Genomic DNA, 15,116 nt, shown 5'->3' with positions numbered 1-15,116 from the left:
GAACACGCTATTGGATCATCCCATGAGCATCCGCCCGTTCTCGCAATCGTTTCTGTCTTGGTTAGTTTTGTTTGGCTTCGCGATCTTCGAAGGCATCTTTCGGTGGTTCGTATTGGAACGACATCTATCGGCGATGGTTGCTCAGCCGATTGGCATCACGATGGTGTTGGCAACCGGGGTGATCCTCGCTTGCCAGTTCCTCCAACGCGGATGGTTCCCAACTGGCTCGATACCGTTGGTGGGGGCCGGATGCCTTTGGGTGGTCAACACCGTCGCATTTGAATTTGGGTTCTTTCACTACGCGGTGGGTGTTCCCTGGGAAACGATCGTAGTGAATTACAACGTCACGACCGGACATCTGTTCCGATCGGTATGCTGTTGACGGTCTTTGTGCAGTTGTTGGCTGCTCGTGTTTTGGATGTGGGAAGCACGAAGCAAGCTGCGTTGCGATGAGGGTCAGTCGGTTGCCGGTTCGGTCGCGGCTTGTGTGAGACGTTTGGCAAACCAATCGGCGGCCAGTTCGGCGACTTCATCGAGCTTGCCCGTTTCGGAAAACAAATGAGACGCACCGGCAATCACTTCGAGTCGGCTTGTACCAGCAACGGATCGGCAGGCGGCTTGATTTGCGGACAGCACCGACCTGTCCGAATCGCCGACGATGAATAACGCCGGTGCCGTCACGTGCGTCAGCCATGGCGACGCCAGATCGGTTCGCCCGCCTCGTCCGACGATGGTTTGCACTGTGGTGGGATGATCCGCTGCGTAAACGATGACCGCCGACATGCCGGTTCCGGAACCAAACAACCCCAGCGGTAACGCTTGCAGTTCGGGTTGTTGTTGTGCCCACGTGATCGCTTCGCCCAATCGTTCGGCCAACAACGAGGGCTTGAAAGAATTGTCGCGTTCGGAAGATTCCGACTCGGTCAAGAAATCAAACAACAGCGTTGCCATGCCGGATTGTCTCAGTCGATTGGCAATGTGTTCGTTCCGTGGGCTGACACAGCTACTGTCACTTCCATGAGCGAACACAACCAGGCCGGTGACAAGCGATTCGGCGGAATGCTCGGGAACCGTCAACACCGCTTTGAGTCGTCTTGGTCCAATCCGGTGGCTGGTGAGTTTTGAGGAAGCGAGATGATTCATCGAAAGACTCCGTTTCAAAATAGCGGCGAAATCAAATGCCCATTTGCGATAACACGTCAGCGAATTGGCCGGCGGTTTGGGTCAGGTGCGGGTGGTTCTCGGAGAATTTTTCGGTCGACTGGTAGAACCGTTTGGCGAGATCGGATGACCTGATGTCAAAACGGTCCAGGCTGTCTTGGATTTCATGGATCGCGATTTCAAGTTGTTCACGCTCGGCGGAATCCAGGCCGTCGAGTTCGGCGAGCTGGTCGTGAAGCTTCCGCAGTGTAGTTTGCAGCGACTCTTGCATGATGGTGGACTCAAAGCGGGGAACGGGGGTGACTGATCCTGGAACGTCGCACGTCGTATTCCAGTCGCGAGATGATGCATCGGAATGCGTTGTTTTTGCTTGATGTGGTCCTGAAAGCACGGGTGCGTGCAAGGACGCACGGTTTGGTTGGTTTGAGTTTTGGTTTGACGTGGAATCGTGGCGGTAACGGCGGTGCATCGTTGGGGGAGAACTCGACGCAGAGGCGGGGAGACGCGGGGACGCAAAGATTCAAGGTTTCTGATCTTGTTCTGCGTTGCCACCGTCCCACCAAAGCTCCGCGTCTCGTCGCCTCCCCGACTCTGCGTCAAACCTCTCCATGTCCACCATCCAAACCACCGCCTTCACCACCCGCGGCGTGACCAAGGTCTATCGCATGGGCGAAGTCGATGTTCATGCGTTGCGAGCCGTTGATGTTGAGATGTTCGCCGGGGATTTTGTGGTCATCTTGGGCGCATCGGGTAGCGGCAAGTCGACGCTGTTGAACATCCTTGGCGGGTTGGATGGGCCGAGTGCGTGTGAAGTTTCGTTTCGTGATCAATCGTTGTCCGATGCCGACGAAGACGCGTTGACCGAGTATCGCCGCGAGCATGACGGGTTCGTGTTTCAGTTCTAAAAGTCGCTGACATCGCCAAGGATTCGCTGGACCCGGCCGAAACATTGCGGTTGGTCGGGCTTTACGATCGCCGCGACCACCAACGGTAAAATCGGCCGGTCCAACGGATTGGAAACGGATGTCACCAGTGGTTTGGATGCCAACGATTTATTGGTGCTGCATCCGACCGAGTCGATTCAGTCAGGTGTGAAGGTGGTGTCGGAGTAGCGATTGGTCCCAAACTTCATACTAGCTCCCTTTTTTTTCCCGCAAAGCGAGGGAAGAAAGGGAGCCAGTGTGTTTCGGTGAAGGTTCTTTGCTCTCTCACTCGCGCACCGACGCACGCCTCCGTCACAACCTGTGCACACACGCACGATTGCCCGTCGCCTTTTCATCATTTCTCACTTGGCACACCGACTGCGATTCTCACCTACCAAGACAAACGTTTCGCGTGATGCCGATTTGGGAAATCTAACCATGAAAATCCTGCTCCCCACCGATGGCTCGCAGCCCGCCAGTGATGCCGTCGACCTTGTCAAAACACTCGCACAAAACCGCGACATCGACGTTGTTGTGTTGACGGTTTCGTATGACCCGGCTCATTATTCGATGCAGCCCTGGGTTACCGAATGGACCGAACAAGAGAACCTCCGAACCAAAGCGATCCTGGAGGCTGCCGAAACGTCACTCAAAGACGTTTGCAAATCTGTCACGCTCGTCCACGGCTCCGGCGCAACGGTGCCCTGCATCCTGGACAAAGCCATGTCGCTGAAGCCGGACTTGATCGTTCTGGGTGCGAAGGGGCACTCCGCCGTGCGACGTGTTTTGCTGGGCAGCGTGTCCGACAGCATCGCCACCAGCGCGACGTGTTCCGTCGTTGTGGTTCGATCCAAACCGGAATCCGGCAGTGGTATCCAACGCATCGTCCTTGGATTCGATCAATCCATTGCATCACGCGAAGCGGTGGCTGAACTCACGCAGTGGAACCTGCCGCGTGATCGCCAAATCGACGTCATCAGTGTGGTGCCGCAGCCCTATGACTACGCGGACGAAGGCTACATTGGTGTTCCCATCACCGTTGATCCGAAACAAGTCGATCGGTTGGACGAAGCCGCCGAACGAATGGCCAGTCAGATCGCAGAGCACTTTCCGCATACAAACGCCAAGACGCCCGTGGCCGCTCACGTGGGCGAAGCGATCGTGCAAGCCGCTGAGGACGACGACGCGGGATTGATTGTCGTCGGTGACACCGGACACAGTCTGCTGGGCCAGTTGATGTTGGGAAGCACGTCGAAGTATGTGCTGCGTCATGCCCCATGCAGTGTTTGGATTTCGCGTCATCACTGGACATCGGACGTGGAAGCGGAAGAGGTGTCTGATGCTGTCGCCGCAAGTTGACCCGTGGACGATCGCTTCGGCGAAGATTGTCGAGATGCACGATGAAACGCCGGGCGTGACGACGTATTACATGGAGCTTTCGGCTAGCGATGCTAGAGAAGCGTACTCGTCGCTACCCGGGCAATTCAACATGTTGTATTTGCCGGGCGTCGGCGAGTCCGCGATCTCGCTCAGTCGCCTGGCGTCTCCGGGAGATCCGTTGGTTCACACAGTGCGAGCCGTCGGGAACGTGACGCAGTCACTGGCCAGGCTCACGCCGGGGGATTCGATCGGAATCCGCGGTCCGTTCGGTTCGCATTGGCCGATCGAGGACGCTCGTGGAAACGATTTGGTTCTGGTTGCCGGCGGAATCGGCCTCGCACCGCTGCGCCCCGTCATTGAACACGTCACCGAACATCGGGACGAGTTTGGACGAGTGAGCCTGCTGATCGGTGCTCGAACGCCCGCGGACTTGCTGTACGCTGACCAGTACGACGCGTGGTCAAGCTGCGGAATCAACGTGCAAACGACGGTGGATCGAGCGTTAAAGAACTGGAACGGCCACGTCGGCGTCGTCACATTGCTGTTGAATCGTTTGAGCATTGAGCAACCCAGTCGTACGGTGCTGTTTTGCTGCGGCCCCGATGTCATGATGACGTACGCGATCCGTGCGGTACGCGAACGTGGTATTCCGCGTGACAACCTTTGGCTATCCCTTGAACGCAACATGAATTGTGCGATCGGTCACTGTGGTCATTGCCAATTGGGACCGTACTTCATTTGCAAAGACGGACCGGTGCTGCGCTATGACCAAGTCAATCGTTTGATGCGGGTGGATTCGCTATGACCAAGAAACGGCTCGGCGTCTTCAAATTTGCTTCCTGCGACGGTTGCCAGTTGTCATTGTTGTCATGCGAGGACGAGCTGATCGAACTGGCCGGAAAGATTGAAATCGCTCACTTTTTGGAAGCCAGCAGCCATGTCGGTCCGGGACCGTTCGATGTCGCTTTGATCGAAGGTTCCATCACCACGGCTGCAGATGCGAAACGCATTCGTGACATCCGCAGTCAATCGAAAACGCTGATCACGATCGGAGCGTGCGCGACGGCGGGTGGTATCCAGGCGCTGCGGAACTGGGCCGATCACGAAGAGTTCATCGCTTCGGTCTATGCACATCCCGAGTACATTGAAACGCTTGCCACCAGCACCGCGATCGCGGACCACGTCGCGGTTGATTTTGAATTGCGAGGATGCCCGATCGACCGGCATCAATTGCTTGAAATTCTGGCGGCCCTGATCGCCGATTGCCATCCACGAACACCGCGACACAGCGTTTGTTTGGAATGCAAACGCCGCGGAACAGTGTGTTTGGTCGTCACTCGGGGTTTACCGTGCCTCGGCCCGATCACCCAAGCGGGATGCGGTGCGATATGCCCTGCCTACGATCGGCCGTGTTACGGATGTTTCGGCCCGGCGGCCCAAGCGAACTGCCCCGCGTTATCACAGCATCATTTGAGCGGCGAAACAACCGCGACCCAGATGATTCACGCACTGCGTAACATGAACGCGGCGGCGAACGTGTTTCAAATCGAAAGCGATCGACTGGAGGGAAACGTGGGATAGGCTTCCAGCCTGTCATTCATCGCAACGACAGGCTGGAAGCCTATCCCACATTGATCATGACCAACGAACGAAAAATCACGGTCAATGCGTTGACGCGAGTCGAAGGCGAGGGGGCACTTCATATTCGTGTTCGCGGCAATGCTGTCGAAAGCGTGAAGCTGTCGATCTATGAATCGCCACGCTTCTTTGAATCGTTTTTGCGGGGTCGAGCGATCGAGGAAGTCCCCGACATCACCGCTCGGATCTGCGGCATTTGCCCGGTCGCCTACCAAATGACCTCCGTTCACGCGATCGAGAAAGCACTTGGCATCGAAATATCGCCCGGCATCCGCACGCTACGGCGGTTGTTGTACTGTGGCGAATGGATCGAAAGTCATGTGCTGCACATCATTATGCTCAACGCACCCGATTTTTTTGATTGCCACAGCGGCATCGAACTGGCCGAGCGATTTCCCGATCGTATCAACGATGGTTTACGCATCAAAAAGACCGGAAACCAGTTGTTGGAGGTTCTGGGCGGTCGAGCCATCCATCCGGTCAATGTTCGTGTCGGCGGGTTTTACAAGCTGCCCACTCGCGATGAACTAACGGTTTGCCTTCCTGATTTGAAATGGGCATTGCAAGCGGCAATCGAGATGACCCGTTGGGTGGCCACGTTCGATTTTCCCGAGTTCAACATCGACTGCGAATTGGTCGCTTTGCAACACGACGACGAGTATCCGATGAACGAAGGCGTGATCGCGTCGACGCGTTATCCGTCAATCTCGGTCGACGATTACGAGCACCACTTCAGCGAGCAACATGCGGCGCACAGCACGGCTTTGCAGTCCGTCCGCCGTGATCATCAGACGCCGTACTTTTTGGGACCGCTGGCACGTTTGGAATTGAACCACGCACGGCTGTTTCCGAATGCTCAGCGGCTCTTCAAAGACGTCTGCCCACCGTTGCCGATGCGAAACCGTTTCCACTCAATTATCGCTCGCAGCATCGAGGTGGTGCATGCATTGGAGGAAGCGATTGACATCATCGAAAGCTACGAGCCGCCACCGCAACCATTCATTTCGTACCAACCCAAGGCGAGTGACGGCTGCGCGGCGACGGAGGCTCCTCGTGGCATGATTTATCATCATTACCAAATCAAAGAAGACGGCACGGTTGCCTCGTCGAAGATCGTCCCACCGACGTCGCAGAATCAACTGCAGATTGAATCGGACCTTCGTGAGTATCTACCAAAATTGCTTGGCGAGCCTGACGAAATCGTTGCAGCGGAGTGCGAGAAGCTGATCCGTAACTACGATCCCTGCATCAGTTGTTCGACGCACTTCCTGACGCTGACGATGGAGCGAACATGAATAAAACGTGGGATAGGCTTCCAGCCTGTCGAGCCCAACCTGACAGGCTGGAAGCCTATCCCACGACAATCATCGGCGTGGGCAGTCCACACGGCGACGACCAGTTTGGCTGGGTGGTCGCGGAAGAACTGGAGAACACGCATGGATTGGTTGGACGCAAAATCAGCAACCCGATTGATCTGATCGGCTGGCTCGATGAAAGCGACCGCGTGATCGTCATCGACGCGGCGGTTGGACTTCCCGGCGACGTTGATTTTCAAATGCTCGGCTTCGCAAACGCCAAGGATCGCACGACCATCGGTCAGATTCGTTCGCACGGAACGCATGACATCGGATTGGAACAAACGCTGCGGATGGCAGAATCCCTCGGCAAACGAACCGATCATGTCGAACTTTGGGTCGGCAATGCGAGAAACATCGAGCGGCTCGATCCCATGTCGCCCGCTTTGATCGCGATTGCGAAATGCTGTGCCGCCGAGATTTTCCGGGAGGTCTGCGATGCACGAACGATCGCTGGTTAAGAGTTTGCTACGACAAGTCGAACAGATCGCTGCCGAAAACGGTGCGACAGAGGTGAGCGAGGTAACCGTCGAGATCGGTCCACTCTCGGGAATCGAGATCGACCTCGTACGAATCGCGTTTGATGAACTCATTTCCGTAGTGGATCTTGTTCAAAATCCTTCCAAGGACGGATCTTTAACAAGATCCACGACACCCCAAATGCGTCTCGTGATCATCGAAAGTGCACTCGCGATTGAGTGTTTGCGATGTCATCAAGAAAGTGAATTGAACACCTTCATCTTTCGTTGTCACCAGTGCGGTTCAGGCCGGGTGAAAGTCATCGCTGGCGACCAGTTTCGGTTGCTTTCGGTGACCCTAGCCGAAGGAGTTCCCCATGCCGACTAGAATCGTTCCCATCAATCAAGACATTCAAGCTGACAAAAAGGCGGCTGCCGAAACCCTTCGACGACGGTTCACGCGGCAGGGCACTTTCGTGATCAACCTGGTGTCTTCGCCCGGTTCCGGGAAAACGAGTCTGTTGGAAGCAACCTGCCGCCATTGGGGTGATCGCTTCTGCGTGGCGGTGCTTGTGGGTGATTTGGCCACCGATCGTGACGCCGAACGGTTACGGCCGTACGTGCCGGTCGAACAACTGACGACCGGCGGCGCTTGCCATCTGGAGCTGTCATTGGTCGAAAGCGGACTCGCCAAACTTCCGCCGACGCCACTGGATTTCCTATTCATCGAGAACATCGGCAATCTCGTTTGTCCGGCTTCGCATGATCTCGCCGAACACCTACGCGTCGTGCTGCTCAGCACCACCGAAGGCGACGACAAACCGGGCAAGTACCCGAAGATGTTTCGCACCAGCGACGTCATGGTGATCACCAAGACCGACTTGTTGCCACACGTACCATTCCGTGTCGATCAAGCTGTCAGCGATGCCCACCAAATTCGCGAAGACATGAACGTGATCGAAGTTAGCTCGATCCGTGATGAGGGCATCGCTGGTTGGTGCGATCTATTGAAAAAACGCCGCGAAGCTATGTTGTTCGAAGCGGTGCAACGATGACCATCACTGCCATCCCGCCGGCCACTTCGACTCGTTTCCTAATGAAGGGTTTGGTGCAAGGCCAGGGTGTCCGGCCGACCATCACGCGGCTTGCGGCCGAGCATCATATTGTCGGTTCGGTTTGCAATTCGTCTCGCGGCGTTGAAATTCATGCGGCTGCAAAACCCAGTGATTTGTTGGCTTTTGAAACCAAACTGCGAACCAGATTTCCAAACGCGGCTTTCGCCGTGGAGTCTTCAACAACGTTGTCCGAATCGAAACTAGAAAAGTTTGAGATCGTACCCAGCGAGATCGGCGATTCGATGCGGACCGTCGTGCCGCTCGATCGAGTCATCTGCGGAGACTGCGCAGCCGAAGTCCGATCGGCGACCGATTGGCGTAGCGATTACCCGTTCATCACGTGTGCCATTTGCGGACCACGCTACTCGATTCTACGCAGCATGCCGTTTGATCGAAATTCGACGACAATGGATGCGTTTCCCATGTGCCCGCGATGTAAGGCGGAATATCGCGATCCGTCGGATCGACGTTTTCACGCCCAGACCGTCTGCTGCCCGACATGCGGACCGCAATGCTGGGTAACCGATGCAGCTGGCAAACGGCTTGCTGATTCGACCGATGCGATGCGATTCATCGCCGAGCGTATTGACGAAGGGGACATCGTGGCGGTGAAAGCGATCGGTGGCTATCAATTGATCTGCGACGCAACGAACCACCAAACGGTGCAGCGACTGCGAAACCGCAAACACCGCCCCAACAAACCACTTCCCGTGATGGTTGGCGACCTAGCGTCGGCGAGACAACTGGCCTTGGTCAGTGACGCGGAGGCGTGCGAGTTGCAAAGTCCGGCTGGTCCGATCGTTTTACTGCGATCGAGATTGAACACGGGTTTATCCGATTTGATTTCTCCGCATCTGGGCACGATCGGTTTGATGCTGCCGACGTCCGCGTTGCACATGATTTTGGCGGACCGGGTTGGCCGTCCTTTGGTTGTCACCAGCGGAAACACTCACGGTTCGCCGATCATCTTTCAAAACGAAATGGCCCAAACTGAACTCGCAACCATCGCCGGTGTTTTCCTGCATCATGACCGGGACATCACGCACCCCGTCGACGACAGCGTTGTGCAATGCATTTGCGATTCACCGATGACGATCCGTGCCGCTCGAGGGATCGCACCGATCACGGTCAATCACGCATCCAACATCACTCGGCTCGCAGCGGGTGGTCATCAAAAGGTTGCGGTGGCCCTGCAAACCAATGACTCGATCGTCCTCGGGCCTCACATTGGCGACATGGAATCTGAATCGTCGCGTTTGCGATTGACCGCTAACGTGGACAGGCTGCAAGTGTTGTTGCAAGTTGAGTCATCGGCAGTCGTTCACGATTGGCATCCCGACTACTTCACGACGGCATGGGCTTCGCGGAACGAATGCGAAACAACGTCGGTCCAGCACCATCATGCTCATGTTGTGGGCGCGATGTTGGAACATGACCTACTCGATCAAGCCGTGCTGGGCATCGCATTCGATGGGACTGGCTATTGCAATGACGGAACCGTGTGGGGCGGCGAAGCGTTGCTGGCGACGCAGTCGGATTTCCAACGGGTCGGCCATCTGCGACCGTTTCGTTTGCCCGGTGGCGAGGCCGCGATCAAGCAACCTTGGCGAATCGCAAAGTCACTGCGGTTCCAACTCGGCCAATCAAGTGACGAATCAATTGACGATGCGTTTCGCTACGCGATGGATCATGGCCCGATCACGTCCAGTATGGGGCGTTTGTTCGATGGCGTTGCCGCGATGGTTTTGGGCATTGAATCGGTCGACGACGAAGGAGAAGCAGCGATGCGATTGGAAGCGGTGTGTGATTTGAAGGAGTCCACCTCGTACGAGTTCGTGATCCACACGTCCACCCTCCCTCCGGGAGGGTCGAGCGAAGCGAGGGGAGGGCAACGCGCAGTACCTTCAGCACTCGCCCTCCCCGCTCATTCCTCGCGACCCTCCCAGGGGGAGGGTGAAGTGATTGCACAGCCCACTCTCTTGCTGGACTGGCGACCCGTCCTGACCGCCATCCAAGACGACCTCCACCATCTTTCCCCGAACCGGATCGCGACCAAATTCCACCGCGCCGTCGCAAAACTCATCTGCGAGCTGGCGTCTCGCCACGACCGCATTCCCTGTGTGCTGTCCGGGGGCGTGTTTCAGAATCGGGTGCTGTTGGAAATGATTCAAAAATCGGCCAGCCAACGATCGCTGGACATCCGCCTACCCGGACGAATTCCCGTCAACGATGGCGGATTGGCAATCGGTCAATTGTTGATTGCCGAAGGAGACCCATCATGTGTTTAGGCATCCCCGGACAAGTCATACGTTGGATCGACCGCGATCCGACGTTCGCGAAAGCGGAGGTCGAGTTCGGTGGCGTCCTTCGCGAAGTCCACATGGCTTGCGTCCCCGAAGCGAATGAAGGGCAGTACGTGATCGTTCACGCCGGCATCGCGATTTGCATCGTTGACGAAGCGGAAGCGGCCAAGACGTTGGCGGAGTACGAACGGATGAAGCACTTCGAGGAGAATGGTGATGAAGTACCTCGATGAGTTCCGCGACATCCAAGCCGCGCGATCGTTGATCCAGAGGATTCGCCAAGCAGCAACGCGGCCATGGGTCTTGATGGATGTTTGCGGCGGTCAAACGCATAGCCTGGTCCGCTCCGGCATCGAACAGGAACTGATCGGCTCGGTCGAGTTGATTCACGGACCCGGTTGCCCGGTTTGCGTCACATCCACGCAACTGATTGATTTCGCCGTTGCTCTTTCACTGCGGCCGCAGACGATCGTCGCCAGTTTCGGTGACATGATTCGCGTCCCCGGTGCTGGCGGCTCCTTGATGCAGGCACGCAGCCGTGGCGGGGATCTGCAGATGGTTTATTCGCCCGTCGACGCGATCGAATTCGCCAAGACGCATCCTGATCACGAAGTCGTGTTCTTTGCCGTCGGTTTTGAAACCACCGCACCGGCAACGGCATTGGCGGTCATCCAAGCGGTCGAGTTGAATCTATCCAATTTCACGATCGTACCCGCTCATGTGCGAGTGCTGCCGGCGATGGAGGCCATCATGGCGATGCCCGACAATCGCGTGGAAGGGTTCTTGGCCGCCGGGCATGTTTGCAGCATCACCGGGTTCGACGTTTACGAACCATTTGTGTCCAAGCATCAGGTGCCCGTGGTCGTCACGGGGTTCGAGCCAATGGATTTGCTCGAAGGCATCCTGCGGAGCCTGACGTTGCTGGAAACGTCGCAGGCCGTGGTCGAGAACTGCTACGGTCGCGGTGTGCAGCGAAACGGAAACGTGTCCGCTCAATCGTTGATCGACCGTGTTTACGAAATCGACGATCGCGATTGGCGTGGCTTCGGCACGATTTCCGGCGGTGGGTATCGGTTGCGATCGCCGTTCGTTCGATTCGACGCTTGCGAAAAGTTTGCGGACGTCTTTCCACGCGAGCAAGCGACGGAAACAACCTGTCGCGGAGCCGATGTGATGTCGGGCAGGATCAAACCGAAGCAGTGTCCCGCGTTTGGAACGACCTGCACGCCCGAGTCGCCGCTGGGCGCACCGATGGTTTCCAGCGAAGGAGCCTGCGCGGCATACCACCGATTTGATCCCGTTTCAATCGAGACCCCATGAACCAATCAACCGTACCTAACATGATCTGCCCAATGCCGGTTGCCCCCACCGATACGATCACGTTGTCGCATGGTGAGGGTGGTCGAGTGATGCGGCGATTGATTCGCGATCGTATCGGCGCGAAGTTTGGCGATGGCAATGTACAGCTTCATAGCGACGCGGCTTGCCTAGGAAACCTCGTCGGCGAGGTCGCGATGACGACTGACAGCTACGTCGTTTCACCGTTGTTCTTCCCCGGTGGCGACATCGGTTCGCTGGCCGTGCATGGCACCGTGAACGATTTGGCGATGGCTGGGGCGCGGCCACTGTTCTTGACGCTGGCATTGATTTTGGAAGAGGGTCTGTCAGTGGAAACGCTGGACAGTATCATCGACAGCATTGCCAGCGCCGCACGCCAATGCGACGTGAAGATCGTTGCCGGCGATACGAAAGTTGTGCCCAAGGGAGCCGCCGATCAAATCTTCATCAATACGACCGGCATCGGTGTGCATCAACACACGCGGCGAATGTCGGCGTGCCAGATTCAACCCAACGACTGTTTGATTGTGTCCGGCCCGCTTGCTCGACATGGCTTGGCCGTGTTGGCCGCACGTGAATCCATCGCTTTGTCTCCGCCGCCGCGTTCCGATTCGGCTCCGCTGCATCGTGTCGCCACGGAACTATTGCAAACGCTCGGCGACGATCTTCGAACCATGCGTGACGCCACGCGAGGCGGTGTGGCAGCGGTTTTGCACGAGTGGGCCGAGGAATCGGAGCACGCGATGTGGGTCGACGAAAGCACCTTGCCGTTGCTGCCCGAGAGTCGCGGCGTTTGCGAGTTGCTGGGACTTGATCCGCTATTTGTCGCCAACGAAGGCACCTTCGTCGTCGCCGTCGCCCCCGATCGAGTTGATGATGCACTCACCGTGTTGCGATCGCACGCAGCCGTGGGAGAACCATCGGTTATCGGACAAGCCCGGCGTCGAAAACTGTCGCCGGTCTTGGTGGCACGGGGGCTTGGCGCCGATCAACCCCTCGACGAACCCATTGCCGCGATGTTGCCAAGGATTTGTTGAATAGCTTAAGAGGACAATCCGGCATCATTCGCTGCGACAATCTTTTACCGCGAGGTTCGCAATGCGATCGGTGAGCTCGGTGAATCGTCCGTCGGTGCAGTCAGCCCAATTGGATTTCAACACGACGATGGAGACTTCATCACGAAGCGTCATGCGGCGAGGATTCATCAAAATCACATCACCCGTCTTGCGGCGGTGGTCGTATGCGTCGTCACCGATCACGCCTAAGACCTCTTGAAACGACAGTCGATTGGATCCGGGGACGTTCAGCATCCGAGTCGCGAAGGGTTGCGTCTTCCAATCGCCAAAGATGCGGTTCATCAATGTCATTGGCAGCGACGTGCCACCCCAACGACCGTTGCATTCGATGAACTGCATCTGTGCTGAATCGAAATCGTCGCCGATCAGGACCATGTCGAACGAGCAACGCCCGACATAACCGAGACGTTGATAGACGCGAGCCAGTTGCAGGCATTGTCGAGTGATTCGAGCACGCAGGTCGTGAGGAAGATCGGCGGCACCGAACCCGGCGAACCGTCCTTGGTCGCCTTCCATCCGTTGCACAAAGATGCCTTCCAAAATCGGCAATTGGTCGGAACCAGGTGGCAACCAAAGCTGCGCCGACGGAGCAGCGATAACGTCGGTCTGCCACGTCGTGACCAGCAATTCATCGCCATCCTCGTATCGCAATTGTGGTAGTTGTTGTCGCAACATCCGATCGACTTCCGTCAACGATTGGTCGCGAATCTGCTGCATCGCAAACACCAAGTTGCCTTCGCCGCCGGCCGCGTTGGGCAGTTTCACCGCCACGCAACAAGCCACACCCTTAAGTTCTTGAAGCCGACGCGCCGCATTCGCGGTGTTCCACACGACATGACCGGGCGGCGTAGCCAATGGGCCAAACATGCGTTGCACCAAACGCATGAATTCGCCCTTGTCATTGGCAAAGTGGGTGACTTCCGGCGGGGCACCGATCACTTGCAGCGGACGATGGCTGGTTTGATGTAGCAACAATGCCAAATGCCACACCGAGTGCGAACCCATGTGTGGGTGCAAGTATCGTAAGTCGTTTTGCCTGATCGCTTGCACCAATTCACGCCTCGTTTGGCGGTCTTTCCACAATGCTTCGGCAAGATGAACGCCGTTACTGTGTTTCAATTCCTCGTTGGGTCGCGGGGCGATCCGATGCACGTCGCCAAGCCCCAATCGGTCGCGACAGTATTTTTCGTAGGCTTCATCGGCGTACCACGACGTGGCCAGGAAATCACCGTCGACCGCACGGACGCGGGCACGTTCTTGAAAGAACGATTGATCGGCATCGTTGATTCGTCGAATCTGGCTGAGATCGTCCAAGTGCAACGACGGAGAGGAAGCCAGTTCAGTTGCTTTGAACGGCGACAACAGTGAACTTAGAAATAGCTCCGGGTGACGGGCGAGCAACTCCGACGCGACCCGGTCGGCGAAGTCGATTTGATCCTTAGTCAGGTGACAACAAGCGTGATCGACAATCGGGAACCAGTCGTTCATGTCAGCTCCAAGCTCGCTGGTTCGATGCCGGGGATGGGAGTCGACCGTGTCTGGATGTTTTCGTCGATCGCAATGACCGTTGCGTCGGGGATCGCATCCCAGGTCTCATGCGACACCGGTTCCGAGGCGATCACAACCGCCCGGTATTGAAATCCGGGCTGATGTTCGACGTGGGGGATGCCACAAATTTCGCAATCTCGGATGCCGTCGCGGTGCGTCCAATGAAGCGAATTTCGCAAGCGTGTCGCGATCATCATGCGACCGTCGGTCAGAACGATGTTCAGCTTGGCGAGTTTTTCAGGCATTGCTCGGCGACACCTGGAGTCGAGCTCTGCAAGACTGTTTCCGACCACGGCGATTGCATCGGACAGCGAGTTGCAATGCGATTCGCTGACGACTTGTTCATTCGCTAAACGTTGCATCAACCAATGAAACAGCAGTTCACTGTCGGTGCTGCCGGCGATGGACTTTTGATGAGTGACGGATAATTCATTCGTCATTTCCGGTCGCAGCGTGTCGATGCCCTGAACGGTCCCGTTGTGTGCGAACACCCAGCCTCCCCAGTGAAACGGATGGCAGTTTTCGATTGCCGGAGTCCCGACCGTCGCTAACCGAACATGCGAGATGACGGTTTGCGAATAGACGCGTTCGGCCGTGTTGCTGAAGTGCAAACCGTGATGGGCTGCCGCGGCGCTGCGTTCCACATGTGGCTTTTGCCCTTCGTAGTATCCAATTCCCCAACCGTCGGAATGCGATCGGCCGATTTCGTCCGACTGGCTTTGGATCAGCAACGCATTCTGAGCGTGGACGAGAGTGCATTCCACCTTGGTCGCTTCGTTCGATCGAAATCCATATAGTCGGCACATGATAGAGGCGAGAAT

The 15,116-nt window shown here is 56.7% G+C and carries 17 protein-coding genes; 13 read left to right on the top strand and 4 right to left on the bottom strand.

The window, feature by feature from the left end; genetic code table 11:
- Positions 1-22: 22 nt before the first annotated feature.
- On the top strand, positions 23-382 hold the full coding sequence (locus Poly51_RS18580) for a hypothetical protein (protein ID WP_146459303.1): 360 nt from the start codon (positions 23-25) through the stop codon (positions 380-382).
- A gap of 74 nt (positions 383-456) precedes the next feature.
- Here the strand turns inward: Poly51_RS18580 and Poly51_RS18575 are convergent, their stop codons facing one another.
- Both Poly51_RS18575 and Poly51_RS18570 read right to left on the bottom strand, forming a co-directional pair.
- Complete coding sequence (locus tag Poly51_RS18575) at positions 457-1,143, bottom strand: dienelactone hydrolase family protein (protein ID WP_146459302.1); 687 nt, start codon at positions 1,141-1,143, stop codon at positions 457-459.
- A 31-nt stretch (positions 1,144-1,174) separates the two neighbouring features.
- Positions 1,175-1,432, bottom strand: coding sequence for a DUF4404 family protein (locus Poly51_RS18570; protein ID WP_146459301.1), 258 nt, complete (start codon positions 1,430-1,432; stop codon positions 1,175-1,177).
- Positions 1,433-1,769: 337 nt separating this feature from the next.
- On the opposite strand from Poly51_RS18570, the gene Poly51_RS31615 reads away from it, so the two are divergent.
- From Poly51_RS31615 to hypE, 12 genes are all read left to right on the top strand, one after another.
- A complete protein-coding gene (locus Poly51_RS31615) occupies positions 1,770-2,066 on the top strand; it encodes an ATP-binding cassette domain-containing protein (RefSeq protein WP_186775654.1) in 297 nt (98 codons plus the stop codon).
- 456 nt (positions 2,067-2,522) lie between these two features.
- Positions 2,523-3,443, top strand: coding sequence for a universal stress protein (locus tag Poly51_RS18560; RefSeq protein ID WP_146459300.1), 921 nt, complete (start codon positions 2,523-2,525; stop codon positions 3,441-3,443).
- On the top strand, positions 3,424-4,269 hold the full coding sequence (locus tag Poly51_RS18555; RefSeq protein WP_246114596.1) for an FAD/NAD(P)-binding protein: 846 nt from the start codon (positions 3,424-3,426) through the stop codon (positions 4,267-4,269). Before Poly51_RS18560 ends, Poly51_RS18555 begins: the two co-directional genes overlap by 20 nt.
- Positions 4,266-5,045 carry an NADH-quinone oxidoreductase subunit B family protein gene (locus Poly51_RS18550; protein ID WP_146459299.1) on the top strand — a complete coding sequence of 260 codons (780 nt, stop codon included), beginning with the start codon at positions 4,266-4,268 and terminating at the stop codon, positions 5,043-5,045. The genes Poly51_RS18555 and Poly51_RS18550 overlap by 4 nt, the downstream gene beginning before the upstream one ends.
- 56 nt (positions 5,046-5,101) lie before the next feature.
- Positions 5,102-6,397, top strand: coding sequence for a Ni/Fe hydrogenase subunit alpha (locus Poly51_RS18545; RefSeq protein ID WP_146459298.1), 1,296 nt, complete (start codon positions 5,102-5,104; stop codon positions 6,395-6,397).
- Positions 6,394-6,918 (top strand): hypothetical protein, encoded by a 525-nt coding sequence (locus Poly51_RS18540; protein WP_146459297.1) that lies wholly within the window; start codon positions 6,394-6,396, stop codon positions 6,916-6,918. The genes Poly51_RS18545 and Poly51_RS18540 overlap by 4 nt, the downstream gene beginning before the upstream one ends.
- On the top strand, positions 6,896-7,303 hold the full coding sequence (locus tag Poly51_RS18535) for a hydrogenase maturation nickel metallochaperone HypA/HybF (protein WP_146459296.1): 408 nt from the start codon (positions 6,896-6,898) through the stop codon (positions 7,301-7,303). Before Poly51_RS18540 ends, Poly51_RS18535 begins: the two co-directional genes overlap by 23 nt.
- Positions 7,293-7,970, top strand: coding sequence for a hydrogenase nickel incorporation protein HypB (gene hypB, locus Poly51_RS18530; protein WP_146459295.1), 678 nt, complete (start codon positions 7,293-7,295; stop codon positions 7,968-7,970). The genes Poly51_RS18535 and hypB overlap by 11 nt, the downstream gene beginning before the upstream one ends.
- Positions 7,967-10,318: a carbamoyltransferase HypF gene (hypF, locus tag Poly51_RS18525; RefSeq protein ID WP_146459294.1), complete on the top strand. Its 2,352-nt coding sequence runs from the start codon at positions 7,967-7,969 to the stop codon at positions 10,316-10,318. The genes hypB and hypF overlap by 4 nt, the downstream gene beginning before the upstream one ends.
- The gene (locus Poly51_RS18520) at positions 10,309-10,566 is read left to right on the top strand and encodes a HypC/HybG/HupF family hydrogenase formation chaperone (protein ID WP_146459293.1); all 258 of its coding nucleotides are present in this window, start codon (positions 10,309-10,311) and stop codon (positions 10,564-10,566) included. The genes hypF and Poly51_RS18520 overlap by 10 nt, the downstream gene beginning before the upstream one ends.
- Positions 10,550-11,653, top strand: coding sequence for a hydrogenase formation protein HypD (gene hypD / locus Poly51_RS18515; RefSeq protein WP_146459292.1), 1,104 nt, complete (start codon positions 10,550-10,552; stop codon positions 11,651-11,653). Before Poly51_RS18520 ends, hypD begins: the two co-directional genes overlap by 17 nt.
- Entirely contained in the window at positions 11,650-12,708 is a 1,059-nt protein-coding gene (hypE, locus tag Poly51_RS18510) for a hydrogenase expression/formation protein HypE (RefSeq protein ID WP_146459291.1), read from the top strand. Before hypD ends, hypE begins: the two co-directional genes overlap by 4 nt.
- A 24-nt stretch (positions 12,709-12,732) precedes the next feature.
- Here the strand turns inward: hypE and Poly51_RS18505 are convergent, their stop codons facing one another.
- Complete coding sequence (locus Poly51_RS18505; RefSeq protein ID WP_146459290.1) at positions 12,733-14,235, bottom strand: hypothetical protein; 1,503 nt, start codon at positions 14,233-14,235, stop codon at positions 12,733-12,735.
- Positions 14,232-15,101 carry a class II glutamine amidotransferase gene (locus Poly51_RS18500; RefSeq protein ID WP_186775653.1) on the bottom strand — a complete coding sequence of 290 codons (870 nt, stop codon included), beginning with the start codon at positions 15,099-15,101 and terminating at the stop codon, positions 14,232-14,234. The genes Poly51_RS18505 and Poly51_RS18500 overlap by 4 nt, the downstream gene beginning before the upstream one ends.
- Positions 15,102-15,116 lie beyond the last annotated feature (15 nt).

It is taken from the genome of Rubripirellula tenax, assembly GCF_007860125.1.
In the GTDB taxonomy this organism is placed as follows: Bacteria; Planctomycetota; Planctomycetia; order Pirellulales; family Pirellulaceae; genus Rubripirellula; species Rubripirellula tenax.
This window is presented reverse-complemented; position numbering and strand designations above follow the sequence as displayed.